This window comes from Pandoraea pneumonica (assembly GCF_049918595.1).
Lineage (GTDB): Bacteria > Pseudomonadota > Gammaproteobacteria > Burkholderiales > Burkholderiaceae > Pandoraea > Pandoraea pneumonica_A.
Map to the genome: position 1 here is coordinate 538,441 of NZ_JBNCRZ010000004.1, position 25,985 is coordinate 564,425.

The window sequence follows — 25,985 nt, forward strand, 5'->3', positions numbered from 1 at the left end:
CGCGATGTACGCGAAGTGTTACGGCCGTAATGGCGCGTAAGCAGCGTCCCCCCGCCACGTAACCTCAGGGGCGAAGGCGGGGGGTAGACTGCGGGGCATGAAGGTCGTCCACATCTCGCACACGCCGGTGGCGGGCAGTCCGGGCAACATTGTCTCGGCGCTCAACCGGCATACCGATATCGAAGCACGGCACATCGTCTTCGATGCGGCGGCGTATCAGACGCGCACCTTCGCCGTCGATATCGACTGGAAACGCCAACGCGATGTGGCGCTCGATGTCATTGCGGCGGCCGACGTTATTCACATCCATCAGATATTTCCGATGGATAAGACGTTCGGCGCTGACTTCCCCCAGCTATTTACCGATAAGAAGTTGATCCGGCAGTTTCACTCCGCGCCGGAGTTGTGGGCGCGCGAGGACGCCGAGATGCGTGAGCGAATCGTCAACGATCCGATCCCGCAACTGGTCATCGCCCAAGGTCCGGAGCGGTTCTATCCGTTCGCGCGCGTGGTGCCCAATATCGTGCCGCTCAACGATCCGCGCTATTTGCCGCAGCCAGAACTGGCGGGCGATACGGGGCGGCCGGTGGTGGTCTTCTCACCCAGCGGCCGCTCGTCGGGCTGGCGCAAGCGCTGGGAGACCAAGGGCGCGCCGCAGACGCTGCGGCTGCTGCGACGTCTCGAGCGCCGGGGCTTATGCGAAGTGCGCTTAATCACCGGCACGCCACACGACGAATGCCTTCGCCTGAAGCAAAGCGCGGCCATTGCACTCGACGAATGCGTGACGGGCAACTATCACCTCTCGGGGCTCGAAGCGCTCTCGCAGGGCAAGCCGACCCTCGGTCATCTCGATAACCGCGTGCAGGCGCAACTTCGGCGTCTGACCGGGGCGTGGGAATTGCCATGGGTCGACGTGCCGCTCGAAGCGGCCGAAGCGCCACTCGTCGAGTTGCTTACCAACGCCTCGCTGCGAGCGCAAATCGGGGCCGCCTCGCGCCGCTGGATGGAGACCTACTATCAGGAAAGCGCGATGGTCGAGCATTACCGGCAGGCGTATCTCGACTTGTTCAACGCGCCGCACCGATTCACGGAGCGTCGTATCGACGACGCGTCGCAATGGCTCGCCGTCTCGCTGCCGAATATGCGATGGCGTGCGCGTCGCAATGCCAACGCATTCTGGCGAGGGCTTTGGGAAACATGGCACGGGCGGTGATCGATGCGTTCGCGCCGCCCCGCGTCATTGCCGCGGCTATCGCCATATCGCTATTCCGAAAACAAATCGAATAGCAGCGTGCGGATCCATTGACTCGCAGGCTCTTGATGAAAGCGCGCGTGCCAGAACAGATTGATCTGGATATCGGGCACATCGATCGGGTGATCGACGTAGCGCAGGCCGAAGTGCTGCGCGCTTCGCTGCGCGAATTTCTCGGTGACGGTGGCGATCAGGTCGGTGGCGTGAAGAATGTCGGCCAACGCAACGAAGTGCGGCACACGCAGACGAATATTGCGATGCACGTGCGCGCGCGTCATGAACTCATCGACTTGTCCGTGCCCGGTGCCCGCCGCGACGACGACCACCTGTTCGGCGCGTTCGAAGTCGTCTCGCGACACGCCGCCCGCCTGGTCGAGCGGATGCCCGGGGCGGAACATGCACACGTACTTCTGGCGAAAGAGTCGCCGCTGAAAGAACCCCGACGTCAGATCCGGCAGATGCCCGACGGCCAGATCGACTTGGCCGGCCGCCATTTCCTCCTGCAAATTGATCGCTGTGTTGCGCACCGTGCTCACTGTGATGCCCGGCGCTTGCTCGCCCAACGCGTGCATCAAACGCGGTAGGAAATGCACTTCACCGATGTCGGTCATCGCAATTTGAAACGCCTTGCGGCTCGTCGCGGGATCGAACGCCACCTGTCGATTGAACACCCCATGCAGTGCGTCGAGCGCAGCGGCCACCGGTTCCGCCAGTTCGATGGCCATCGGCGTGGGCAGCATGCCGCGCGACGTGCGAACGAACAGCTCGTCGTTGAACAACTTGCGCAGCCGCGCAAGGGCGTTGCTAACCGCAGGTTGCGTAACGCCCAGCGCCTCAGCCACGCGCGAAACGCGCCGTGCGTTGTACAGATGCTGGAAGACCACCAGCAGGTTCAGATCGACGGTGTGTAAGTCCATGGCCGTGTTATCACCAGAATCTATGAGTCATATAAGCGAGATTCTATTGGTTTATATCATCGCGTGCGCGATGCTTCGTTCAAACGGCGTCGAATGACCCCCGATGGTCACAAGCGAACGCCACGAACGGTACCCAACGGGTGCCGACAGAACGGAGACAAATCCCCATGGAAGTCAGCGTGCAACCGCTTGGCGAGCGCTTTGCCGCCGTGCCCGGCGACAACCTGCTCAAGGCGCTCACCGATCGCCAGATCCCCATTTCATATAGCTGCCTCTCCGGGCGCTGTGGCACGTGCCGCTGCAAAGTGGTCTCGGGCGACGTGCAAGAGGCGGGCGGCTACGAGTATCGGCATAACGCCGGTGCCGACGCCGCTGACGAGGCGGGCACCGACGCCCGTTATGTGCTGGCGTGTCAGGCGACGGTCCACGGCGATTGCGAGATCGAATTGCCGGAGGTCGACGAGGTCGTCGTGCATCCCGCGAAGATTCTCAAGGCGACGGTGCTTGCGATCGAACCGCTCACTCACGATATCCAGCGACTGGTGCTCAAACCGGCCAAACCGTTGAGTTTTTCACCGGGCCAGTACGCGACGCTGCAATTCACCCCCGATCACGTTCGCCCGTATTCCATGGCCGGGATCGACGGCGACGACACGCTTGAATTTCATATCCGCCGTGTACCAGGTGGGGCTGTCACGGGCTATGTCGCCGAGCAATTGAAGGTGGGCGATGCCGTGCGAGTGTCGGGGCCGCTCGGCACGTCGTACCTGCGCACTCGGCACGAAGGGCCGATGCTGTGCGTCGCGGGTGGGACTGGGCTTGCGCCTGTGCTCTCCATCGTGCGAGGGGCGATCGCGCGCGGCATGACCAATCCGATTGAAATCTACGTGGGCGCGCGTTCACCTTCCGACGTCTACGGCCTCGCGTGGCTGCGTGAATTAGCTGCGCGTCATGACGGCATGCTGCGGCTGCATGTCGTGACGACGAGCGGTGAGACCGGGGGGGCCGAAGCTGGCGCTGACACGCCCGCAGCGTCGGGCAATGGCGGCCCGTCGATACGACTCGGCCACGTGACCGACGCGGTTGCCGCCGACTTCGCGGGTGCCGATGCGCTGGCCGGTTGGCGCGCCTATCTGTGCGGCGCTCCGCCCATGGTCGACGCGGCAACGGCACTGCTGCGCGCGCGCGGCATCGACGCCTCGCATATCTACGCCGACGCTTTCTACGCCAAGGTGGCCTAACGCTGCACCGCCTTCGCTTCGAGAATTCCTCAAAGGAGACAACCGTGAGTACAACACCGCAGACCGGACGCGAGCCGGCAACGCCACACATATCCGACACGCACGACACGTGCGACGCGTCGGCCACGTCCGACATGTGGCCTGCCGAGGGCACGAGCCGTATTCCCTTTCGCGTCTACACCGACGCCGACTTGTACCGCCGCGAGCTGGAACAGTGTTTCTATCGCGGCCATTGGAACTACGTCGGACTGGAAGCTGAAGTGCCGAATCCGGGTGACTTCAAGCGCACCCTCATCGGCGAGCGCTCGGTGATTGTCACGCGCGATGCGAGCGGCGAAATCAACGTGGTCGAGAACGTCTGCGCGCACCGTGGCATGAAGTTCTGTCGCGAGAAACGCGGCAACCGCACCGATTTTCATTGTCCGTATCACCAGTGGAATTACGACCTCAAGGGCAATCTTCAGGGCGTGCCGTTTCGGCGTGGCGTGAAGCAGGACGGCAAAGTCAACGGTGGTATGCCGAAGGACTTCAAGCCGGAAGACCACGGTCTGACCAAGCTCAAGGTAGCGACGCGCGGCGGCGTGATCTTCGCCTCGTTCGATCATGAGATCGAGTCGCTCGAAGCGTTTCTCGGCCCTGAAATCTGCGGTTACTTCGACCGGTTGTTCGACGGACGCAAGCTCAAACTGCTCGGCTACAACAAGCAGCGAATTCCGGGTAACTGGAAGCTGATGCAAGAGAACATCAAAGACCCTTACCACCCGGGACTGCTGCATACGTGGTTCGTCACGTTCGGGCTTTGGCGCGCGGATAACAAATCGCGTCTGGTGATGGATGAGCACGGACGTCACGCCGCCATGATCTCGACGCGCGGGCAGGGCGGTGGCGGTGAAGTCACGTCGGGCGTATCGAGTTTCAAGGAAACGATGTCGCTCAACGACATGCGCTTTCTCGACATCGTGCAGGAAGACTGGTGGAAGGGGCCGACAGCGGTACTCATGACGCTCTTCCCCAGCGTCATCCTCCAACAACAGGTCAACTCGGTATCGACGCGCCATATCCAACCGCGCGGCCACGATTCGTTCGACTTCGTATGGACGCACTTCGGCTTCGAAGACGACACCGAGGAGATGACGCAACGCCGCTTGCGCCAGGCGAATTTGTTCGGCCCGGCGGGGTTTGTCTCCGCCGACGACGGCGAGGCTATCGAATGTTCGCAGGAAGGGTTTGAGCAGAAACCGTGGCACCGGGTGCTCGCTGAATTAGGCGGCACAGGGGTAGAGAACACGGACCACATGGTGACCGAGACGCTGATTCGCGGCATGTACGCGTACTGGCGTCGGGTGATGGGCGTTTGAGGAGAAACGAGAACATGGTCGATTTTGCGACGTTTCAAGCCGTTGTCGAGCTTAACGCCACCTATGCGGCGGCGCTCGACGCTCAGCAGTGGGATGCCTGGCCCGAATTCTTCCTCGAAGACTGCATCTACCGTGTGCAGCCGCGCGAAAACCATGAAATGGGGCTGCCGCTGGCCACGCTGTCGTTCGAGAGCCGCGGCATGCTGAAAGACCGCATTTATGGCATTCGCGACACGCTCTTTCATGACCCGTACTACCAGCGCCATGTGATTGGCCTGCCGACGATCAAGGCGCTCGACGACACGACGTTGCACGTGGAATCGAACTACGCCGTCTTTCGGACCAAGCCGGACCAGCTCACCGACATTCTCTCGGTCGGTCGGTACCTGGACATCGTCAAACGAACCGACGACGGATGGAAGTTCGCGTCGCGGTTGTGCATTTTCGACAGCGAGATGATCCCCAACTCGCTGATCTACCCGATTTGAAACGAGGACATCATGAGCGGTAATTGGATCGAGGCGGGCGCACGCGACGCCATTCCCGAGGACGACGTCATCGGCGTCGTGGTCGGTGGGCGCGAGATTGCCCTTTACGGCGTGGAGGGCGAGGTGTTCGCTACCGACAACCTGTGCACGCATGGCAACGCGCGGTTGTGCGACGGGTTTCTGGAGGGGCACGAGATCGAGTGCCCGTTGCATCAGGGCAAGTTCGACGTGCGCACTGGCGCGGCGATGTGCGCGCCCCTAACTGAGGCAGTGAAGACTTACCCCATCCGGATCGAAGCCGGTACGGTCTACGTCGATTTAGGCTGACGGCTGTCTGGCGCGGTGCCAGTCTAGGGAAATCCATCCAAACGGGCTGCCTGCGAGGCGGCCCGTCGCATTTGCACGACAGCGCTTCGAGTGGCCGCATCACCCCGTACCGGCCGATGGGGGCAACGACAACCCGGGTGGATCATATGATTCATTGATTTATTGAATGATACATATGAACCGTGCCGGACGACCGCAACATCCTTCGTTTTCCGGGGCGCGCAATCGTTAAAAAAGCTATTTCTTTCCGGCGTTTATCTATGGCTTTTGGTTCACGTTGTCGGACAGTTGCCTGCGTAGGAATACTTAGTCAATTCAGGTAATTGCGTAATTGATTTCCGCAACTCACGACGCACCGGCGTTATTTTAATAACTGAGTGGAATATTGCTATGCGAATGGTTTTATCGGCGATTAAACGCGGATAAATTGTGCGGGATGAGAGATGCGGAGTGGAAAGTTGCGCTTTACTTTGCATTCACAACCGGATCCAAAAGTTATGGAATGGATACGAAGTGGATTCGAAGTGGTGCAACATTTGTGCGGCGCAATAAAAAACCCGGCCGAAGCCGGGTTTCCGATGCGTTGAAGCGCAGCTTATCAGGTCGGGGCCTGAATGTTCGAAGCCTGCTTGCCCTTGGGGCCTTGCACCACTTCGAAGGAGACGCGCTGGCCTTCCTTCAGGGTCTTGAAGCCGTTCATCTGGATTGCCGAGAAGTGAGCGAACAGATCTTCGCCACCTTCATCCGGCGTGATGAAACCAAAACCCTTGGCATCGTTAAACCATTTGACCGTACCGGTTGCCATACAAACTTCCCCTAAACAATTACGACTACTACATATCACCGCAACAACGAGCACATCTGAAAAACCCGCCGACTAGGTGCGGCGGCTTCTTAGGCTCACCCAGGCATCTTTTCTTTTAAAACGCTTATAGAGGAAAAGCGCCACGACGATTGTTTTCGGTAACTGCCAATAGTGTCAAGCCCTTTTTCGCCAATAGAACATGAGTTCGATCAGGTTTTACCCTTATATCTAGGAGGGCATAAGCAGTGCCGCGACGCGCCCTTGAAATTTGGGTTAAGCTGACTCATATGGGTGTGGCACCCCCGGTGGTCGGGGCTGCGGCGCCTTGCTGGACAACGCACGCGGCGATTTGGCGAGTGTTGGCATTCCGGTGGACACCGGCGGCAGGCGGCAATAGGAGCTTCGATTGCTTCCTGCGCCCCGGAGTTGTTTAGAATCCACGTATGGCAACCTTACCGACAACGCATGACGACACCGTACAGGAGCGGCAAGAGCAACAGCTCAAGCCGCCTTCGATGTACAAGGTGGTACTGTTGAACGACGATTTCACCCCGATGGAGTTCGTGGTGATGGTCATTCAGGAATATTTCAATAAGGACCGGGAATCTGCCACGCAGATCATGCTCAAGGTCCACCGAGAGGGCAGGGGAGTTTGTGGGGTCTTCACGCGCGACGTCGCGGCGACCAAAGTTGAGCAAGTAGTTAGCCATGCAAGGCAGTCCGGGCACCCGCTGCAGTGCGTGATGGAGGAAGCATGATTGCCCAGGAATTGGAAGTCAGCCTGCACATGGCGTTTATGGAAGCGCGCCAGGCCCGACATGAATTCATCACGGTCGAGCACCTGTTGCTCGCCCTCTTGGATAACCCCACCGCTGCTGAGGTGTTGCGTGCCTGCGCGGCGAATCTAGACGATTTGCGCCAGAACCTGCGCAACTTCATCGCGGACAACACGCCGACCGTGCCAGGTAGCGACGAAGTCGACACCCAGCCCACGCTCGGTTTTCAGCGCGTGATTCAGCGCGCGATCATGCACGTACAGTCGACTTCCAACGGTAAGAAGGAAGTGACCGGTGCCAACGTGCTGGTCGCCATCTTCGGCGAAAAGGACTCCCATGCCGTCTACTACCTGCAACAGCAGGGCGTGACGCGTCTGGACGTGGTCAATTTCATCTCGCACGGCATCACCAAAACCGGTGCGGCGGGTGAATCGGCCAAGGCCGGCGAAGGCAGCACAGAGGGCGAAGAGGGCGCGAGCGCCAAGGAAAGCCCGCTGGCGCAGTACACGCAGAACCTCAATCAGCTCGCCCGCGACGGCAAGATCGATCCGCTGATCGGTCGCGAGTCGGAAGTCGAGCGCGTGGTGCAGGTGCTGTGCCGCCGTCGTAAGAACAATCCGCTGCTCGTGGGTGAAGCCGGTGTGGGCAAGACGGCAATTGCCGAAGGCCTCGCCTGGCGCGTCACGCGCGGCGAAGTGCCCGAGATTCTGCAAGACGCTACCGTCTACTCGCTGGACATGGGCGCGCTGCTCGCCGGTACCAAGTACCGCGGCGACTTCGAGCAACGTCTGAAGGCGGTGCTCAAAGAGCTCAAGGAGCGTCCGGGCGCGATTCTGTTCATCGACGAAATTCACACGTTGATTGGTGCAGGTGCTGCATCGGGCGGCACGCTCGATGCGTCGAACCTGCTCAAGCCGGCGTTGTCGTCGGGGCAGCTCAAGTGCATCGGCGCCACCACGTTCACGGAATATCGCGGCATTTTCGAGAAAGATGCAGCACTTTCTCGCCGGTTCCAGAAGATCGACGTGAACGAGCCGACCGTCGAGCAAACCGTGCAGATCCTGCGCGGACTCAAGTCGCGCTTCGAAGAACACCACGGTGTGAAGTATTCGTCGAGCGCGCTGTCGGCGGCTGCCGAGTTGTCGGCCAAGTTCATCACGGACCGTCATCTGCCGGACAAGGCGATCGACGTGATCGATGAAGCGGGTGCCGCGCAACGCATCCTGCCGAAGTCGAAGCAGAAGAAGACTATCGGTAAGGGCGAGATCGAAGAGATTGTCTCGAAGATCGCGCGTATCCCGCCGCAAAGCGTGTCCGCCGACGATCGCGGCAAGCTTCAGACGCTCGATCGCGACCTGAAGAGCGTGGTGTTCGGGCAAGACCCGGCCATCGATGCGCTGTCGGCCGCGATCAAGATGTCGCGTGCCGGGCTGGGCAAGACGGACAAGCCGATTGGCGCGTTCCTGTTCTCGGGCCCGACCGGTGTCGGCAAGACCGAAGTTGCCAAGCAACTGGCGTTCACGCTCGGCATCGAGTTGATTCGCTTCGACATGTCGGAATACATGGAGCGCCACGCGGTTAGCCGTTTGATCGGCGCGCCGCCGGGCTACGTGGGCTTCGATCAGGGCGGTCTGCTCACCGAAGCGATTACGAAGAAGCCGCATTGCGTGCTGCTGCTCGATGAAATCGAAAAGGCGCATCCGGACATCTTCAACGTGCTGCTTCAGGTGATGGACCACGGCACGCTGACGGATAACAACGGACGCAAGGCCGACTTCCGTAACGTCATCATCATCATGACGACGAATGCCGGTGCCGAGACGATCAACCGTGCAAGCATCGGCTTCACGAACGAGCGTCAGGCCGGTGACGAGATGGCCGACATCAAGCGGATGTTCACGCCGGAGTTCCGTAACCGTCTGGATTCGATCATCAGCTTCAAGCCGCTCGACGAGCAGATCATCCTGCGCGTGGTCGACAAGTTCCTCATCCAGTTGGAAGATCAACTGCACGAGAAGAAGGTCGAGGTTGTCTTCACCGACAAGCTGCGCACGTATCTGTCGAAGAAGGGCTTCGATCCGCTGATGGGCGCACGTCCGATGCAGCGTCTGATTCAGGACACGATTCGCCGTGCTTTGGCCGACGAACTGCTGTTCGGGCGTCTGACGACTGGCGGCCGTGTGACCGTCGATCTCGACGAGCACGATCAGGTGCAACTGTCGTTCCCCGAGGACGGCAACGCTCGCTCGGAGCCGGAAGCCGCCGAAGTCGAGTAATCGAACCTTCGATGTGGGAATGAAAAAACGCCGCTATATGCGGCGTTTTTTCTTGGGCGCGCGCGCCGCAAACTTCCAGCGACGCATGCGTCTGAGACTTAGTGCTTGCCCGTGCTGCCGAAGCCGCCTGCACCGCGATCGCTCTCGGGGAATTCGTCCACGAGATTGAACTCAGCTTGCACGACCGGCACGATCACCAGTTGCGCCAGACGCTCGAACGGGTTGAGCACAAACGGCTCGTTGCCGCGATTCCACGTCGACACCATCAACTGGCCTTGGTAATCCGAGTCGATCAAGCCGACCAGATTGCCGAGCACGATGCCGTGCTTATGGCCGAGACCCGAGCGCGGCAGGATCAGCGCGGCGTAGCCCGAATCGGCTAGGTGGATTGCCAAACCCGTCGGCACGAGCACGGTTTGACCCGGGGCGATGGTGAGCGGTGCGTCGAGGCAGGCGCGCAGATCGAGGCCGGCGCTGCCCGGCGTGGCGTAAGCGGGGAGCTGCGAGCGCAGGCGTTCGTCGAGGATCTTAACGTCGAGTTTCATGGCGTTGGCTTGGGCGTAAATCAGTGAAAAATCAGTCGGGAGTCGCGGCGTTGGTGTCGGCGGCTGCATCGGTCGCCGAGAGCGAAAACGCTTGCGCGAGCAATTCGTGCGAGCGTAGACGGGCGCGATAGCTGCCCGCCACCGTCAGCACGATAATCTCGTCGGCATCGAACTGCTCCTGCAATTCGAGCACGCGAGCGGTCACCCGTTCCGGGGTGCCGATGATACTACGCGGCTTCTCTCGCGCGATCACTGACAACTCCCGTTCACGGTATTGCGGCTTGGCGTCGGCGCCCTGTTCGAGGCTCGGAATCGGCTCGTTCATCCCGTACGCCATTTGCACCCGGCGCAGGTCGACACCGGCCTCGAGCGCTTCCGCTTCGGCATCGGTATCCGCGCAGATCACGAAGAGTGCGACGGAGCAGTAGGGCTTATCCAACTGTCCCGGCGTGAAGCGCTCGCGATACGCCTCGGTGACCCGATGGCCGTAATGCGCGTTGATGAAATGCGCAAAGCAGTAGCGCAAGCCAAGCTGTGCAGCGAGCAGCCCGCCGAATTCGCTCGACCCCAGCACCCATAGCTCCGGACGCGTTTCGATAGCCGGTTGCAGCAGCACGCCGCGATACGGATGATCGTCGGCCAGCGTCCCGTCGAAGAGTCCGGCTAGCTCGGCGACCTGCTGTGGGAAGTGTTCGCCAGCGTCGTACGGTCCCTTGGCGACGGCGCGCGCGGTGCGCATGTCGCCACCGGGGGCACGTCCAACACCGAGATCGATGCGATTCGGAAACAGTGCTTCGAGCATCAGAAACTGTTCGGCAAGCTTGAACGGGCTGTAATACGGCAGCATCACACCACCCGACCCGACACGCAGGCGTTTCGTCACACTCGCCAGACGCGCAATCATGACTTCCGGCGCGGGGTTAGCCACGCCGCGCAAGCCGTGGTGTTCAGCGCACCAGTAGCGCGTGTAACCGAGATCGTCGGCAGCTTGTGCCAACTCCACGGTGGCCGCGATGGCATCTGCCGCCGTGTGGCCGTGAATCACCGGTGTCTGGTCGAGCACCGAGAGCTTGATGCGATTGCGGGTTTGCGTCATGGCATCGATTCCATGCAACTTAGTGAGCACCGCCAGCAGGCCCGGAGGGGCCAGCCGGTGTGGGGTCTGCGCTTGCATGCGGCAAGCGCGCAATCATCAGAATGGCGACGACGCCGCCAAGCGCGCCGCACAGGAAGATCGAGGCGTAGCCGAAGTAGTTGGCCACGAGTCCGGCCATCGGGCCGATGAGACCTAGCGCCAGATCGAAGAAGCCCGAATACGCCGCCAGTGCCGCACCACGGTTTTGCGGCGGCACCGAGCGCAGCGCTTCCACGCCGAGCGCCGGGAACACGAGCGAGAAGCCGAGACCGGTCAACCCCGCACCGATCAATGCCATGTGCGGATTGACGGCCTTCCAAAGAAGAAACTGTCCGATCGCGCTGAACACGAGGGAGCACATGGCAACGCGGCGTCCACCGAAGCGATCGACCGAGTGCGCGAACAGCACGCGCATGCCGATGAAGCAGCCGCTATAGAGCGTGAGCGCGTACGCGGCACCCGTCCAGCCGTGGCTGGCGTAGTAGAGCGTGATGAACGCCGCAATCACGGCGTAGCCGATGCTGCCGAGCGTCATTGCGAGCCCAGGGCGCCACACCAATCCGACCACACGGAAGAACGGCAAACGCGTGCCACCGACCGGTGCCGCCGCAGGCAGGCGTTGCGCGATCACGAAGGCAATCGCCGGTACGACAATGCTGACCAGCGACACGACGGTGAAACCCGCCGCTTCCAGCAGATAAGCACCGAACGGCGCACCGGCCGCGATGGCGGTGTACATCGAAATGCCCTGCCACGAGATCGCCTTGCTGGCATGCGATGCGCCGAGTAAGCCGATGCCCCACGACATCCCCCCAGTGAGCAGAAGACTCTCGCCGAAACCGAGCACGACGCGTCCGGCGAACAGCACGCCAAGCGCGAGCGCGGGATTCGGCATCACCGAGGCGATCAGGTACAGCACCCCGGCGGCGGCGCAGCCACACAGGCCGGTCAGTACGGCACGACGCGGGCCACGCGTATCGACCGTGCGTCCGGCGTACGAGCGCAGCAACAGCGTGACGACGGACTGGATGCCGATGGTGACGCCGACGATGAACGAGCCATAGCCGAGCGATTCGTGGACATACACCGGCAGCACGGGCAGTGGCATGCCGATGGTCATGAAGCCGAAGAACATGATGGCGGCGAGCATGCTCAGTGTCTTGTAGACACTGACCACCGGCCGCGAAGTCGGAGCGGGTTGCGTCATTTTGTTTGTTCTGTTGTGCGGCCCAGAAGGGCCGCGACAGGTGAGGCAGAGAAAGCGGTTGAAGCAGATATTGCAGGGCCTACGTGGCAGGGCAGACGTGGCGAGTTGCCAGTGTGTCACCGTCGCCGGACAACGACGGTGACAGCCGTGAGGCCAGTAGGGGAATGCTTTGAGGCGAACTTAAGCAGGCGTGCGCGACGGTAGACGCGCGGCAATCTCGACAATCAGGCTGCGCGCTAGCGACTGCTTGTCGGCGCGCGGCAGGCGCTTCTGACCGGCGTCGTCGAAGAGGATGACTTCGTTGTCGTCCTGCCCGAACGTGGCTGGCCCCAGATTGCCGACGAGCAGCGGCACCTGTTTGCGGCGGCGCTTTTCGGCACCATGCTTTTCCAGATCCCCCGACTCGGCGGCGAAGCCCACGCAATACGGCGGCTTGGGCAACTGCGCGACGGCCGCGAGAATGTCGGGGTTCTGCACGAATTCCAGCGTGGGCACGTCGGCGTCGCCCGTCTTCTTGATCTTGTCGTGCGCCACTTCGCGCACGCGCCAGTCGGCCACGGCTGCCACGGCGATGAAGATGTCGCTGTGCGGCGCATCGGCGAGCACGCGGTCATACATCTGTTGCGCCGTCTGCACGTTGCTACGCGTCACACCGTAGGGCGTATCGAGCGCGCTCGGGCCAGCCACGAGATGCACGTCCGCACCGGCCTGTGCCGCCGCACGTGCGATGGCGAAGCCCATCTTGCCGCTCGACAGATTGGTCAGGCCGCGCACCGGATCGATCGGCTCGAACGTCGGCCCGGCCGTAATCAGCACACGCTTGCCTGCCAGCCGCTTGGGCTGAAAGAAGCCGACAACGGCCTCGAAGATGTCTTCCGGTTCGAGCATGCGGCCGTCACCGACTTCGCCGCAGGCCTGATCGCCGCTATCCGGGCCGAGAATCGTGACGCCGTCGCCGCGCAGGGTCGCCGCATTGCGTTGTGTCGCCGGGTTGCCCCACATCTGCCGGTTCATCGCGGGGGCCACCAGCAGCGGACAATCGCGCGCCACGCACAGCGTGGAGAGCAGATCGTCGGCCATGCCGTGGGCGAGCTTGGCGAGAAAGTCGGTGGACGCGGGAGCGATGAGAATGGCGTCGGCCTCACGTGAGAGGTCGATGTGCGCCATATTGTTGTCGACGCGGTTATCCCACTGGCTGGTGAACACCGGCCGCCCGGAGAGGGCCTGCATCGTGAGCGGGGTGATGAACTGCGTGGCGGCGTCGGTCATGACGACCTGCACGGTCGCGCCTGCCTTGATAAACAGTCGCGTGAGTTCGGCAGACTTGTAACAGGCGATGCCGCCGGTGAGTCCGAGGACGATGGTCTTGCCCGCAAGTTCCATTTGAAAATGCCTCCTCCAAAGTGCCGCGCGGCGCCTCCGGGGCGCCGCGACGGTGGTGGCAGCGGCTGGCAGAAGGGGCGTTACCGCTTGCCGCCTCCTGCGAGCCGTGCCGCAGATCCTGCTCTGACGTGGCTACTTGCCGCGCCGCACGCGTCGCAACTCGTCGATCACCAGCAGCACGGCGCCTACGCAAATGGCCGAGTCGGCCACGTTGAACGCCGGCCAGTGCCAGCCGCCCACGTGAAAGTCCAGAAAGTCGATCACATGGCCGTAGACCACACGGTCGATCACGTTGCCGAGCGCACCGCCCAGAATCAGCGAGAGCGACAGGCAGAACATCTTCTGGCCGTTGTGACGCTTGAGCAGCCACATGATGACCACTGCCGCAACCACGCCGAGCACCGTGAAGAACCAGCGCTGCCAACCACCGGCGGCTGCCAGGAAGTTGAACGCCGCGCCTTTGTTGTACACCAGCACCAGATTGAAGAACGAGGTCAGCGGACGGAATTCGCCGTACTGGAACGTCTTCAAAATGGTGAGCTTGGTGACCTGATCGAGCAGAATCGCGATGACCGCGATGCCGAGCCACGGGGCCAGACCCAGCGTGGTGCCGATGCGGGCACCGCCGCCGTTGCCATTACTACGTTTTGCGCCCGTACGTGCGCCTGCTTTGCCAGCCATTATGCCGCGCTCCGATGTTCGCCGCTGCCGAAGAGATTCGACACGCAGCGGCCGCACAAGGTCGGATGTTCAGCGTCCGAACCCACGTCGAAACGATAGTGCCAGCAGCGCTCGCACTTCTGATAAGTCGACGGCGTGACGACCACGCCCTCTGCGGCTTCGTCCGCTACCTGCTTGACGGTCGCGGCCGACGTGATCAGCACGAAGCGCAGATCGTCACCGAGGCTGGCCAGCACGTCGAACTTGCGGCCCGACACGCGCACTTCCACTTCCGCTTGCAGCGACGAACCGATCTGCTCGGCTGCGCGCGCTTCTTCGAGCGCCTTCGTGACATCGCTGCGCACCGCGCGCAGCAGGTACCACTTCTCGAGCAGGCGGGTGGCTTCGCTCACTTCCGGATACTGGTAGTACGTTTCCGTGAAGATCGTATCGTTGCCCGGCTGGAACACCTGCCACGCTTCTTCCGCCGTGAACGACAGGAACGGGGCCATGAGCTTCAGCAGACCCTGCGTGATGTGGTACAGCGCGTTTTGCGCGGCACGGCGGGCCGGGGCATCCGGTGCGCTCGTGTAGAGGCGGTCCTTCAGGATGTCGAGGTAGAAGCCGCCGAGGTCTTCCGAGCAGAACGTCTGGAGCTTGGACACGACCGGGTGGAACTCATAACGGTCGTAGTGGCCCAGCACTTCGGTTTGCAGCGAATTCGTCAGCGCCACGGCGTAACGGTCGATCTCCAGCCATTGGTCGGCCGGCAGCGCGTGCTTCGCGTGGTCGTAATCGGCCAGGTTGGCGAGCAGGAAGCGCAGCGTGTTGCGGATGCGGCGATAGCCTTCGGTCACGCGCTTGAGAATTTCGTCGGAGATCGACAGTTCGCCCGAATAATCGGTCGATGCCACCCACAGACGGATGATTTCCGCGCCCAGCTTGTCTGCGACGTCTTGCGGCAGGATCGTGTTGCCGATCGACTTCGACATCTTGCGGCCCTGACCATCGACCGTGAAGCCGTGCGTGAGCAGCGCCTTGTAGGGCGGGCGGCCGTCGAGCATCGAGGCGGTCAGAAGCGACGAGTGGAACCAGCCGCGGTGTTGGTCCGAACCTTCCAAATACAGGTCGGCCGGGAAGCCCAACTCGTGCTTGTGCGAGCCGCGCAGCACGTGCCAGTGTGTGGTGCCCGAGTCGAACCACACGTCGAGCGTGTCGCGGTTCTTCACGTAATCCTTGGCCTCGTCGCCGAGCAGTTCGACCGGGTCGAGCGTCTGCCAGGCTTCGATGCCTTCGGTTTCCACGCGCTTGGCGATGGCTTCGAGCAGTTCCGGCGTACGCGGGTGCAGGGCACCGGTTTCCTTATGGACGAAGAACGCCATCGGCACGCCCCATTGGCGCTGGCGCGAGAGCGTCCAGTCCGGGCGGTGCGCGATCATGTTGTGCAGGCGCTGCTTGCCCCACGAGGGGAAGAATTCCGTCGCCTCGATACCGGCGAGCGCGATTTCGCGCAGCGTCTTGCCGTCGCCCGGTGCGCCTTCGACCGGCTTCACATCCATGCCCGCGAACCACTGGTTCGTCGCGCGGTAGATGATCGGCGTCTTGTGGCGCCAGCAGTGCATGTAGCTATGCGTGTACTTGAACGAATGGAACAACGTACCCGCTTCGCGCAGTGCGTCGACGATATGCGGGTTCGCGTCCCAGATCGACTGACCGCCGAACAGGGGCAGGCTGTCTTGATAGCGGCCGTCGCCGAGCACCGGCATACGGATTTCCGAATCGGGCATGTCGTGCGCCTTGCACGACACGAAGTCTTCCACGCCGTAGGCCGGGGCCGAGTGGACGATACCGGTACCCGTGTCGGTCGTCACGTAGTCGCCGAGATAGACCGGCGAGGTACGCTCGTAGCCCGCGTCGGCCGTGGCCAGCGGGTGACGGAAGCGGATCAGCGAGAGGGCTTCACCCTTGGTCTTCGCGATGATTTCGCCGTGCAGGCCGTAGGTCTTCAGGCAGTCTTCGACGCGGTCGGTCGCGAGGATCAGCAGGCCGCGCTCGGTCGACACCAGCGCGTACTCGACTTCCGGGTGCACGTTGAGGGCTTGGTTCGACGGGATGGTCCACGGCGTGGTCGTCCAGATGACGATGAAGCCGTTGTCCGTCGGCAGCTTGGCCAGACCGAACGCCTTGGCGACCTTCTCCGGTTCGGCGAAGGCGAAGCCCACGTCGATGGCCAGATCGGTCTTGTCCTTGTATTCGACTTCCGCTTCGGCCAGTGCCGAGCCGCAGTCGAAACACCAGTTCACCGGCTTCAGACCACGGTAGACGTAGCCGTTCTCCATGATCTTCGCGAGCGCACGAAGCTCATCGGCTTCGTTCGAGAAGTTCATGGTCTTGTACGGGTTGTCCCAATCGCCGAGCACGCCCAGACGCTTGAAGTTCGGCTTCTGGCGCTCGATCTGTTCGGCAGCGTAGGCGCGCGCTTTTTCCTGCACTTCACGCACCGGCAGGTGCTTGCCGAACTGCTTTTCGATCTGGATTTCGATCGGCATGCCGTGGCAGTCCCAGCCCGGCACATAGGCGGCGTCGAAACCGGCGAGGTTGCGCGCCTTGACGATCATGTCCTTGAGGATCTTGTTGACCGCGTGGCCGAGGTGGATGTCACCGTTCGCATACGGCGGGCCGTCGTGCAGGATGAACTTGGGCCGGCCCTTGCTGGCCTCGCGGATCTTGTCGTAGATCTTCTTGTCCTGCCACTGCTTGACCCACTGCGGCTCGCGCTTGGGCAGGTCGCCGCGCATCGGGAACGGCGTATCCAGCAGATTGACGGGGTACTTACTCGGGGCTTTCTTTTCGCTCATGGTGCTTCGCTACGAATTTTTGGAAATCGGTGTGGGGCGCTCGCGCCGTTTGCGTCGCGTGCCGGCCGGCGGGGCCGGTAGGACGCTTGGCGACGACGTGTGCCAGAGGCGGTGCCGAGCCGCGCGCGCGACGCGAAGCGCCAGCACACGCGGGCGAAGATCAACTAATTCGATCGGTTGCCGAGGTGGCGAAGTCGCGTCGTGCGCTCGGGCCGTTGGCGTCGAGCGCATGGGCGAAATAGGCGCGGGCCTCGCGCGTGTCCTGCGCGATGGCAGCTTCGAGCTCGGCCAGACCGTCGAATTTGGCTTCGTCTCGCAGCTTCTGCAAAAATTCCACGCGCACGAGTTTGCCGTAGCAATCGCCCGCGAAGTCCAACAGATGCACTTCCAGCAGCACGCGTCCCGAATCGTCGACCGTCGGGCGCAGACCGAGGCTGGCCACGGCGGGCAACGGCGTCGCAGCCAGCCCGTGGACTTGCACGACGAAAATGCCCGTGAGGGCCGGGTGCTTGTGCGCGATGCGGATATTGAGCGTGGGGAAGCCGAGCTTGCGCCCGAGCTTCATGCCATGCACGACGTGGCCCGAGATCGCATACGGGCGACCAAGCAGCGCATGCGCGCGCTCGAAGTTGCCGTCGGCGAGCGCGGCGCGCACTTCCGAGCTGGAGATACGTACGCCATCGTGGGCGATCGTCGGCATTTGCTCGACGACGAAGTCGTGCTGACGGCCGGCTTCGCGCAGATAGGCGATGTCGCCCGCGCGCTTGGCGCCGAAGCGGAAATCGTCGCCTACGAGCAGCCAGCGGGTGTGCAGGCCATCGACGATGATGTTGCGAACGAAATCTTCAGGCGACTGACCGGCGAAATGCGCATTGAAGTGCTCGACCACCAATCGGTCGACACCATGCGCACGCAACGCTTCGAACTTGTCGCGCAGGTTCGAGATGCGCGCAGGCGCTTTGTCAGGGGAGAAGTATTCGCGGGGATGAGGCTCGAACGTCATCACGCACACCGGCAGGCCGCGCGCAGCCGCTGCGGCGCGCACGCGCGCGAGCAGGGCCTGGTGGCCGAGGTGCACGCCGTCGAAATTGCCGATCGTCAGCACGCAGGGCGCTTTGCTTTGCGCGTTGGGTAGACCCCGGAAGACTCGCACGATAAGGAAGCGTCAGTACAGGACGTTGATGAACGTTATGGGATGAACCAGGCGGCGCTGGACGGGTTGCTGGCCTGCGGCGGCGGGGCGGACCCGGATGCCTGGCAGGACGGCCAAACCGACATTGCGGCGCCGCAGAACGTTGAATTATAAACGCTTCGGCGCCATCGCGGCGCGCTTCGCGTGTCTGGTGCGGCGCGCCAATGATAAAATCTGCCGATGAAGAACATTGTCATCTTGATTTCCGGACGTGGCAGCAATATGGAGGCCATCGTCCGTGCCTGTACTGCCGAAGGCTGGCCGGCCCGCGTGGCCGCCGTCATCGCCAACCGCGACGAGGCCGAGGGCCTCGTCTTTGCTCGTGAGAACGGTATCGCCACGGCCGTGGTGCCCAGCCGCGGCAAGACCCGCGAAGTGTTCGACGCCGAACTCGCAGCCGAGATCGACCGCCATCAGCCGGATCTGGTCGTGCTCGCCGGTTTCATGCGCATTCTCACGCCCGAGTTCACCGAACGGTACGCCGGGCGTCTCGTGAACATCCACCCGTCGCTGTTGCCCGCCTTTCCGGGGCTGCAAACGCATGCGCGGGCGTTGGAAGCCGGTTGCAAGATCGTGGGCGCCACCGTGCATTTCGTGACGGCCGAGCTCGATCATGGCCCGTTCGTGCTGCAAGCCGCCGTGCCGGTGAAGGCCGGGGACACGCCCGAGGCACTCGCCGAGCGTATCCTGCCGTTAGAACACATCATCTATCCGCGCGCTGTGCGGTGGTTCGTGGAAGACCGTCTGATCATGGCCGATGGCCGTGTGACGGTAACCCCCGCCGCCGATGGCACGCCCGATTCGCAATGGCTTTTTGGTGAGAACGCATGAGCACCCGTCCGACGCAGCGCCGCGATGGCGCAAATCAATCCGGTAACCGCTCAGGCGGCAAGTCCTCCGATTCCCGTAACACGGCTAAACCGGCCAAGGCCGGCGAGCGTCAGGAGCGCTATGTGCGCCCGGACCGCTACGACCGCTCCCGCAACGATCGCCGCCCGGAGGCCCCGCCCGCCGAGACGGCCCGCATGCGCGGCGACCACCTGTCGCCCGCGCTCTTCGAACATACACAACGGTTGCTCGGCAGCGTGCTGACCTTCACCGGCCCGGCCGACACACTGGTGAGCACCTATTTCCGTGCCAACGCCAAGCTGGGCCATCGCGAACGCGGTGTGCTGGCCGAAACGGTCTTTGCCATCCTGCGCCGCAAGCTCGAATTCGGTCAGCACGCTGGCAGCGGCTCTGGCCCGCTGGAGCGCCGTCTGGCGTTGCTGGGTTTGGCGTTCACGCGCGGGCTGGCATCGGTGCAGTTGGTTGCCACGCCCGACGAAATCACCTGGCTGGAGCATGTCGGCCAGATCGATCCGGCGAGTCTTTCGACCCGTGTGCGTACCAATCTTCCCGATTGGCTCTACGAGCGTCTCGCCAAGCGCTTCGAGGCCGACGAACTCGAACCGTTGGCTGCCGCGCTCAATCAACCGGCACCGCTCGATTGCCGCGTGAACCTGATCAAGGGCAACCGCGACGACGTGCTGGCGCAATTGCGCACCGACGGCTTCTCGGCAGAACCCACGCCGTTCGCACCGAACGGCATTCGTCTGGCGGGCAAGCCCGCGCTGCAAAAGCATGCGCTCTTCGTCGCCGGGACGATTGAAGTGCAGGACGAAGGCAGCCAGTTGCTGTGTCAATTGGTCGCACCGCGCCGTGGCGAGATGATCGTCGACTTCTGCGCAGGGGCGGGCGGCAAGACGCTCGCGATCGGCGCGCAGATGCGCTCGACCGGGCGGCTCTATGCATTCGACGTCTCGGAAAAGCGGCTCGCGAAACTCAAGCCGCGTCTGGCGCGTAGCGGCTTGTCGAACGTCTATCCTGTGATGATCGACAGCGAGAACGACAGCAAGATCAAGCGCCTGGCAGGCAAGATCGACCGTGTGCTGGTCGACGCGCCGTGCAGCGGCTTGGGTACGCTGCGCCGGAATCCGGACCTGAAGTGGCGTCAGTCGCCGCAATCGGTGGCGGAGCTGACGCAAAAGCAAGCGTCGATTCTCGCCAGCGCAGCACGGCTGGTGAAGCCCGGCGGCCGCTTGGTCTACGCGACGTGCAGTCTGCTGAACGAAGAAAACAGCGCGATTGCCGAGGCGTTCGCCGCGTCGCATCCGGACTTCGCGCTGCTGCCTGCCAACGAATTGCTCGCGTCGCAGAAGATTGCACTCGACACGGGTAAGTATCTGGAGCTGCTGCCGAATCGCCACGCCACAGACGGCTTCTTCGCCGCGGTGTTCGAGCGTCGTGCAGCCGAGAAGGCGGACAAGGCGCGCAAGGCACCGAAGGTTGCCGCTGAAGCATCGGAGTCGTCGGAGCCGGCGGAAATCCCGGAAACCCCGGAAACCCCGGAAACTCCGGCGGAGTAAGTTCGGCGACGCGCGTTAGCTAAGAAGGGAAAAAATAAAAATGGCGATGCAGGAAAGTCCGGCTTTCGCGAAGTTGGTGCGCGACGTCGTACGCGACTTCGGCGAACCGCAGATCATCTGGCAGGTCGTGGCGCTGGTGGCGGCGCTCGGCGTGGCGTTCGTGTTGCGGCGCTGGATGATCGGCCGCCTCGATCGTCACTTCGAGCGGGTGGCGCCTGCGCGCCGTGCCGGTTCTTCGAGCCTGCGCCGTTCGTTCTTCCCGATGTTCGGCTGGATGTGCGTGGCGCTCACACGCGTGGTGCTGCAAGAGTACATGCGCGTCTCGCTGCTGCGGCTGGCCGAAGTGCCGTTGTTCGGCACGGCGCTGATCTATCTGGCGTTCTACTTCGCGCGGCGCTTGTTCGCCTCGTCGCCGCATGCTTACGGGCTGTTGAAGGTGTTCGAGCGCGTGTTCACCACGTTCGCCTGGCTGTCGATGCTGGCCTACGTGCTCGGCGTGCACGACGACATCCTGAACTGGCTCGCCAGCGTGCGTTTTGCCGTGGGCGCCAGCCATCTCACGCTGCTCTCGATGCTCTCGGGCATTCTCTGGATCGGTGTGACGCTGGTGTTGGCGATGTGGGTCGGGTCGCTGATCGAAGACCGGATCATGCGCACCACCACGCTCGACGGCAATCTGAAAGTAGTGATGTCGCGGCTGGTGAAGGGCGTGCTCACGCTGATCGCGGTGCTGGCGACGCTGTCGTTCGTGGGCATCGACATCACCGTGCTCGGCGTGTTCGGCGGTGCCCTCGGTGTCGGGTTGGGCTTTGGCTTGCAGAAGATTGCGTCGAACCTCGTATCGGGCTTCATCATCTTGCTCGACCGCTCGGTGCGGCTGGGCGACCTGATTACGGTGGCGCCGTATCACGGCACGGTTTCCCAAATCAACACGCGATATACGGTCGTACGCGGACTCGATGGCATTGAAGCACTGGTGCCGAACGAAAAGCTCGTCACGGACGTTGTGCAAAACCACTCGTTCACCGAGACGCGCGGGCGGGCCAAGGTCAACGTGCAGGTCGCTTACAGCGCCGACGTCGAACTGGCCATGTCGTTGATGCTCAAGGCCGCCGAGGGCATCCCGCGCGTGCTTACCGATCCGGCCCCTTCGGCGTTGCTGTTGAACTTCGGCGCGGACGGAATGGACCTCGAGATGGGGTTTTGGGTACAAGACCCGGCATTAGGCAGCGGATCGATCCGTTCGCAGATAAATTTGCGGATTTGGCGCACATTTCGCGAGCACGGTATTGAAATTCCGTACGCACAGCGCGAAATACGGATTCTGAACGACTGGGCCGAAGCTGGGCCCGCAGGCGGGCTGACTGACGCCGTTAGCCGGATTCCGTTGCCCCCGGGTACCCCGGAAGCGGCGCAAACACAGGCTGACGAGGGCAAGAAGCCCACCCCGTAGACGTTTTTTTCTACGGCAGCGGCTTGACCTGCGACAAAATGCGTGGCGGGGACGTTACACACGGGGAACAGTCCGTCAGGTAAAATGCCCGGCAAACCATAAAAACCAGACGTTCACTGGCACGTTTAGCGCTCACTCGCCCCGGGAATTCACGCAACTTGCGGAGTTCCTGCGAATCAAAGCGTCAAGCGAGCGCAAGAACGAGACCGAACGCGGTGGCTGGCCCTCCGCATGGCCCGACAAGACAAGACGCGGCACCCTTGCTGCGATTGCCACCGTATTGATTAGTTTGGAGTGATATTTTGCTGGACAGTCTCCTTGGATTTCTTTCTACCGGCCTGCTCAATTGGAGTGGCTGGGAGATCACCGCCTACACGCTGATCGCCACGCACGTGACGATCGCGGCCGTGACGATCTACCTGCACCGTTGCCAGGCGCACCGTGCGCTCGACGTGCATCCGGCGGTCGCGCACTTCTTCCGTCTGTGGCTGTGGATGACCACGGGCATGATCACGAGCGAGTGGGCGGCCATTCACCGCAAGCACCACGCCAAGTGCGAAACGCCGGAAGATCCGCATAGCCCGCAAACGCGTGGCCTGTGGAAGGTGCTCGCCGAAGGCGCCGAGCTCTATCGCGCCGAAGCGAAGAACGAAGAAACGCTGCGTAAATTCAGCCACGGCACGCCGAACGACTGGATCGAAAACAACATCTACAAGCGTTTTCCGATTCTCGGCATCAGCATGATGATGATCATCAACATCTCGCTGTTCGGTGCTATCGGTCTGACCGTGTGGGCCGTGCAGATGGTGTGGATCCCGTTCTGGGCCGCCGGTGTGGTCAACGGTCTGGGCCACTACTGGGGCTACCGCAACTTCAACTGCGCCGACGCGTCGACGAACCTGCTGCCGTGGGGCATCATCATCGGCGGCGAAGAGCTGCACAACAACCACCACACGTATGCCACGTCGGCCAAGCTGTCGAACAAGTGGTACGAGTTCGATATCGGCTGGATGTACATCCGTATTCTCTCGGCCGTGGGTCTGGCCAAGGTGAAGAAGATCGCGCCGACGCCGAAGCTGGCCAAGGTCAAGGCAGCGTGCGACGACGATACGTTGCAAGCCGTGCTCTCGAATCGCTACGAAGTCATGGCGCGCTATGCCAAGACGTTCAAGCGTGCTTACGGTGAAGAGTTGGCCCGATTCAAGGAAAAGCGTCAGGTTGGCGAGTATCAGTTGCTGCGCGGCGCCCGTAAGTGGCTGCATCACGACGAAGCCTCGCTGCAAGAGCCGCAGAAGCAGCAACTCGGCGAAATCTTCGCGCACAGCAAGTCGGTGCAAACGTACTACGAACTGCGCAGCGAACTGGCTGGTATCTGGGAACGTTCGAACGCCTCGCGCGAGCAATTGCTTAGCCAGTTGCAGAACTGGTGCCATCGCGCCGAGCAAAGCGGTATTCACGCCTTGCAGGAATTCGCGACGCGCCTGCGCCGCTACGCGTAAGCGCATCAGCCAGAAGTCCGTTTTTGTCGCATAATCGAAACCCCGCTACGGCGGGGTTTTGTCATTCCGGTCCCCACAGACCTAGCGAAAATGAATGCCTCACTTAAATCCGTAGAATTCGAGCGCCCCGCACCGAGCGGCGCCATGTGCGTGGCCCAAGCCTGGGCACGTGTCCCGGATGCGCCGTCGCAGGAGGAGCGCACGGCACTCAAGGCCCGTATCAAGCGCTTGCTCGTCGAGCAAGATGCCGTGTTGGTGGCTCATTACTACGTCGATTCCGATTTGCAGGATCTCGCCGAAGAGACCGGCGGCTGCGTGGCCGATTCGCTCGAAATGGCGCGCTTTGGTCGCAATCATTCGGCCAAGACCCTCGTGGTCGCCGGTGTACGCTTCATGGGCGAGACGTCGAAAATTCTCAGTCCCGAAAAACGCATCTTGATGCCCGATCTCGACGCGACGTGTTCGCTCGATCTGGGGTGTCCGGCGGACGAATTTGCCGCGTTTTGCGATGCGCATCCCGATCGCACCGTTGTGGTCTACGCGAACACCAGTGCAGCGGTGAAGGCGCGTGCCGACTGGATGGTGACGTCGTCGATCGGTCTGGAAATCGTGGCGCATCTGCACGCGCAGGGTAAGAAGATTCTGTGGGCCCCGGATCGCCACCTCGGCAGCTACGTGCAGAAGCAGACGGGCGCCGACATGCTGCTGTGGCAGGGTGCATGCCTCGTGCACGACGAATTCAAGGCGACCGAGCTTGAAGTGCTGCGTCGTGAACATCCGAATGCGAAGGTGCTCGTGCATCCGGAGTCGCCGGCTGCGGTGGTCGAGTTGGCCGATGTGGTTGGTTCGACGTCGCAAATGATTGCGGCGGCGCAGACGATGGATGCGACTGAATTTATCGTCGCGACCGACAACGGCATTCTGCATAAGATGCGCGCGGCGGCACCCGGCAAGCACTTCATCGAAGCGCCGACGGCGGGCAACAGCGCCACGTGCAAGAGCTGCGCGCATTGCCCGTGGATGGCGATGAACAGCCTGCAAAATCTGGCTGACGTGCTGGAAAAGGGCCACAACGAAATTCACGTCGACGCGGATATTGGGCAGCGAGCCCATACGTGTATCGACCGCATGTTGTCGTTCGCCGAAGCGCGCAAGCAGAGCGTGCGCGCAAGCGGCGATTTCGCGCGCGATGGCGCGCTGTTTTCTGGTGTAGGCCCCGCATAATGACGCAATCCGTAATGCTCAGCACCGCCGAGGCGCTGTCTTCCGATTTCGCCACGTTCGGCGAACCCCTTGAAGCTGCTCTCGTTCGCAATGTGCGCGACGCGTTGGCGGAAGACATCGGCGCCGGTGATCTGACTGGCTATTTGGTGCCTGCCGACGAGATGGCGCATGCGCGCATCATCGTGCGGGAGGCGGCCGTGCTGTGTGGCGTGAAGTGGTTTGAAGCCAGCATGCGCAATATCGATGCGTCCGTTCGCGTGCAATGGCATTACCGCGAAGGCGATCGCATGACGCCCGATTCGCCGGTATGCGACATCCACGGTCCGGCACGCGCGTTGCTCACGGGCGAACGCACGTCGATGAACTTCCTTCAATTGCTCTCCGGTGTGGCGAGCGCTGTGCGCCGCTACGCGGATGTCGTGGAAGGCACTAAGGCGCGGGTGCTCGACACCCGTAAGACAATGCCGGGGCTGCGTCTCGCGCAAAAGTTTGCCGTGCTTGTCGGCGGTGGGACCAATCAACGCCTCGCGCTTTATGACGGCATTTTGATCAAGGAAAACCACATTGCAGCGGCGGGCGGCATTCGTCAGGTGCTTGCGAATGCCGATCGGCTGGCCGATGGCGCGTCGGTGCAGATTGAAGTGGAATCGCTCGAAGAGCTGGAGACGGCGCTGGAGTGCGGTGCCAAGTCGATCCTGCTGGATAACTTCTCGCTGGAGATGATGCGCGAAGCGGCGCGTGTGACCGACGGTCGCGCGGTCTTGGAAGCCTCGGGTGGCATCAATTTGGAAACGGTGCGGGCCATTGCGGAGACGGGCGTCGACCGCATTTCCATCGGCGCACTCACCAAGGACGTGCGCGCGACAGATTTCTCGATGCGTATTCTTGAGACGGTCGGCTAAAGCATAGGCGAATGGGGCGCGCGCATCGGTTGCTCAGTGCCGTGCGCGAGTGTCAAAAAAAGCACCCCGAACATCGGAC

At 62.2% G+C, this 25,985-nt stretch carries 22 protein-coding genes; 13 read left to right on the top strand and 9 right to left on the bottom strand.

The window, feature by feature from the left end:
* Positions 1-97 precede the first annotated feature (97 nt).
* Positions 98-1,213 (top strand): hypothetical protein, encoded by a 1,116-nt coding sequence (locus ACPWR9_RS19085; RefSeq protein ID WP_426330931.1) that lies wholly within the window; start codon positions 98-100, stop codon positions 1,211-1,213.
* Positions 1,214-1,263: 50 nt separating this feature from the next.
* Here the strand turns inward: ACPWR9_RS19085 and ACPWR9_RS19090 are convergent, their stop codons facing one another.
* On the bottom strand, positions 1,264-2,169 hold the full coding sequence (locus ACPWR9_RS19090; RefSeq protein WP_426330930.1) for a LysR family transcriptional regulator: 906 nt from the start codon (positions 2,167-2,169) through the stop codon (positions 1,264-1,266).
* Between the two features lie 167 nt (positions 2,170-2,336).
* Here ACPWR9_RS19090 and ACPWR9_RS19095 point away from each other — a divergent pair, with 167 nt between their 5' ends.
* The 4 genes from ACPWR9_RS19095 to ACPWR9_RS19110 all read left to right on the top strand — a co-directional run bounded on the left by ACPWR9_RS19095 (position 2,337) and on the right by ACPWR9_RS19110 (position 5,583).
* Complete coding sequence (locus ACPWR9_RS19095) at positions 2,337-3,410, top strand: 2Fe-2S iron-sulfur cluster-binding protein (RefSeq protein WP_426330929.1); 1,074 nt, start codon at positions 2,337-2,339, stop codon at positions 3,408-3,410.
* Positions 3,411-3,544: 134 nt separating this feature from the next.
* A complete protein-coding gene (locus ACPWR9_RS19100; protein ID WP_426331108.1) occupies positions 3,545-4,768 on the top strand; it encodes an aromatic ring-hydroxylating dioxygenase subunit alpha in 1,224 nt (407 codons plus the stop codon).
* Positions 4,769-4,782: 14 nt separating this feature from the next.
* Positions 4,783-5,256: an aromatic-ring-hydroxylating dioxygenase subunit beta gene (locus ACPWR9_RS19105; protein ID WP_426330928.1), complete on the top strand. Its 474-nt coding sequence runs from the start codon at positions 4,783-4,785 to the stop codon at positions 5,254-5,256.
* A gap of 12 nt (positions 5,257-5,268) precedes the next feature.
* Complete coding sequence (locus ACPWR9_RS19110; protein WP_426330927.1) at positions 5,269-5,583, top strand: non-heme iron oxygenase ferredoxin subunit; 315 nt, start codon at positions 5,269-5,271, stop codon at positions 5,581-5,583.
* Positions 5,584-6,181: 598 nt separating this feature from the next.
* Here the strand turns inward: ACPWR9_RS19110 and ACPWR9_RS19115 are convergent.
* Entirely contained in the window at positions 6,182-6,388 is a 207-nt protein-coding gene (locus ACPWR9_RS19115; RefSeq protein WP_150680601.1) for a cold-shock protein, read from the bottom strand.
* A 443-nt stretch (positions 6,389-6,831) separates the two neighbouring features.
* Between ACPWR9_RS19115 and clpS the strand changes: the two genes are divergently transcribed.
* Both clpS and clpA read left to right on the top strand, forming a co-directional pair.
* Positions 6,832-7,146 carry an ATP-dependent Clp protease adapter ClpS gene (clpS, locus tag ACPWR9_RS19120; protein ID WP_010807118.1) on the top strand — a complete coding sequence of 105 codons (315 nt, stop codon included), beginning with the start codon at positions 6,832-6,834 and terminating at the stop codon, positions 7,144-7,146.
* Positions 7,143-9,440 (top strand): ATP-dependent Clp protease ATP-binding subunit ClpA, encoded by a 2,298-nt coding sequence (clpA, locus tag ACPWR9_RS19125; protein ID WP_426330926.1) that lies wholly within the window; start codon positions 7,143-7,145, stop codon positions 9,438-9,440. The genes clpS and clpA overlap by 4 nt, the downstream gene beginning before the upstream one ends.
* 98 nt (positions 9,441-9,538) lie before the next feature.
* Here clpA and dut read toward each other — a convergent pair whose 3' ends face one another.
* From dut to ACPWR9_RS19160, 7 genes are all read right to left on the bottom strand, one after another.
* On the bottom strand, positions 9,539-9,985 hold the full coding sequence (gene dut / locus ACPWR9_RS19130) for a dUTP diphosphatase (RefSeq protein ID WP_039367384.1): 447 nt from the start codon (positions 9,983-9,985) through the stop codon (positions 9,539-9,541).
* A gap of 31 nt (positions 9,986-10,016) precedes the next feature.
* Positions 10,017-11,081: an LLM class flavin-dependent oxidoreductase gene (locus tag ACPWR9_RS19135; RefSeq protein ID WP_426330925.1), complete on the bottom strand. Its 1,065-nt coding sequence runs from the start codon at positions 11,079-11,081 to the stop codon at positions 10,017-10,019.
* 19 nt (positions 11,082-11,100) lie between these two features.
* Entirely contained in the window at positions 11,101-12,327 is a 1,227-nt protein-coding gene (locus ACPWR9_RS19140) for an MFS transporter (RefSeq protein WP_426330924.1), read from the bottom strand.
* A 180-nt stretch (positions 12,328-12,507) separates the two neighbouring features.
* Complete coding sequence (gene coaBC / locus ACPWR9_RS19145; protein WP_426330923.1) at positions 12,508-13,710, bottom strand: bifunctional phosphopantothenoylcysteine decarboxylase/phosphopantothenate--cysteine ligase CoaBC; 1,203 nt, start codon at positions 13,708-13,710, stop codon at positions 12,508-12,510.
* Between the two features lie 132 nt (positions 13,711-13,842).
* Positions 13,843-14,391, bottom strand: a complete 549-nt coding sequence (gene lspA / locus ACPWR9_RS19150; RefSeq protein ID WP_150680595.1) for a signal peptidase II — start codon at positions 14,389-14,391, stop codon at positions 13,843-13,845.
* Positions 14,391-17,228: an isoleucine--tRNA ligase gene (ileS, locus tag ACPWR9_RS19155; protein WP_426330922.1), complete on the bottom strand. Its 2,838-nt coding sequence runs from the start codon at positions 17,226-17,228 to the stop codon at positions 14,391-14,393. The genes lspA and ileS overlap by 1 nt, the downstream gene beginning before the upstream one ends.
* Before the next feature lie 160 nt (positions 17,229-17,388).
* A complete protein-coding gene (locus ACPWR9_RS19160) occupies positions 17,389-18,381 on the bottom strand; it encodes a bifunctional riboflavin kinase/FAD synthetase (protein ID WP_426330921.1) in 993 nt (330 codons plus the stop codon).
* Between the two features lie 219 nt (positions 18,382-18,600).
* On the opposite strand from ACPWR9_RS19160, the gene purN reads away from it, so the two are divergent.
* The 6 genes from purN (at position 18,601) to nadC (ending at position 25,906) form a co-directional block, all read left to right on the top strand.
* On the top strand, positions 18,601-19,251 hold the full coding sequence (gene purN / locus ACPWR9_RS19165; protein WP_426330920.1) for a phosphoribosylglycinamide formyltransferase: 651 nt from the start codon (positions 18,601-18,603) through the stop codon (positions 19,249-19,251).
* Between the two features lie 194 nt (positions 19,252-19,445).
* On the top strand, positions 19,446-20,828 hold the full coding sequence (locus tag ACPWR9_RS19170; RefSeq protein ID WP_426331107.1) for an RsmB/NOP family class I SAM-dependent RNA methyltransferase: 1,383 nt from the start codon (positions 19,446-19,448) through the stop codon (positions 20,826-20,828).
* Positions 20,829-20,868: 40 nt separating this feature from the next.
* Positions 20,869-22,281, top strand: coding sequence for a mechanosensitive ion channel family protein (locus ACPWR9_RS19175; protein WP_426330919.1), 1,413 nt, complete (start codon positions 20,869-20,871; stop codon positions 22,279-22,281).
* A 302-nt stretch (positions 22,282-22,583) separates the two neighbouring features.
* Positions 22,584-23,780, top strand: a complete 1,197-nt coding sequence (locus ACPWR9_RS19180) for a DesA family fatty acid desaturase (RefSeq protein ID WP_426330918.1) — start codon at positions 22,584-22,586, stop codon at positions 23,778-23,780.
* Between the two features lie 90 nt (positions 23,781-23,870).
* Positions 23,871-25,004, top strand: coding sequence for a quinolinate synthase NadA (nadA, locus tag ACPWR9_RS19185; RefSeq protein ID WP_426330917.1), 1,134 nt, complete (start codon positions 23,871-23,873; stop codon positions 25,002-25,004).
* Positions 25,004-25,906: a carboxylating nicotinate-nucleotide diphosphorylase gene (gene nadC, locus ACPWR9_RS19190; protein WP_426330916.1), complete on the top strand. Its 903-nt coding sequence runs from the start codon at positions 25,004-25,006 to the stop codon at positions 25,904-25,906. The genes nadA and nadC overlap by 1 nt, the downstream gene beginning before the upstream one ends.
* Positions 25,907-25,985: the final 79 nt, after the last annotated feature.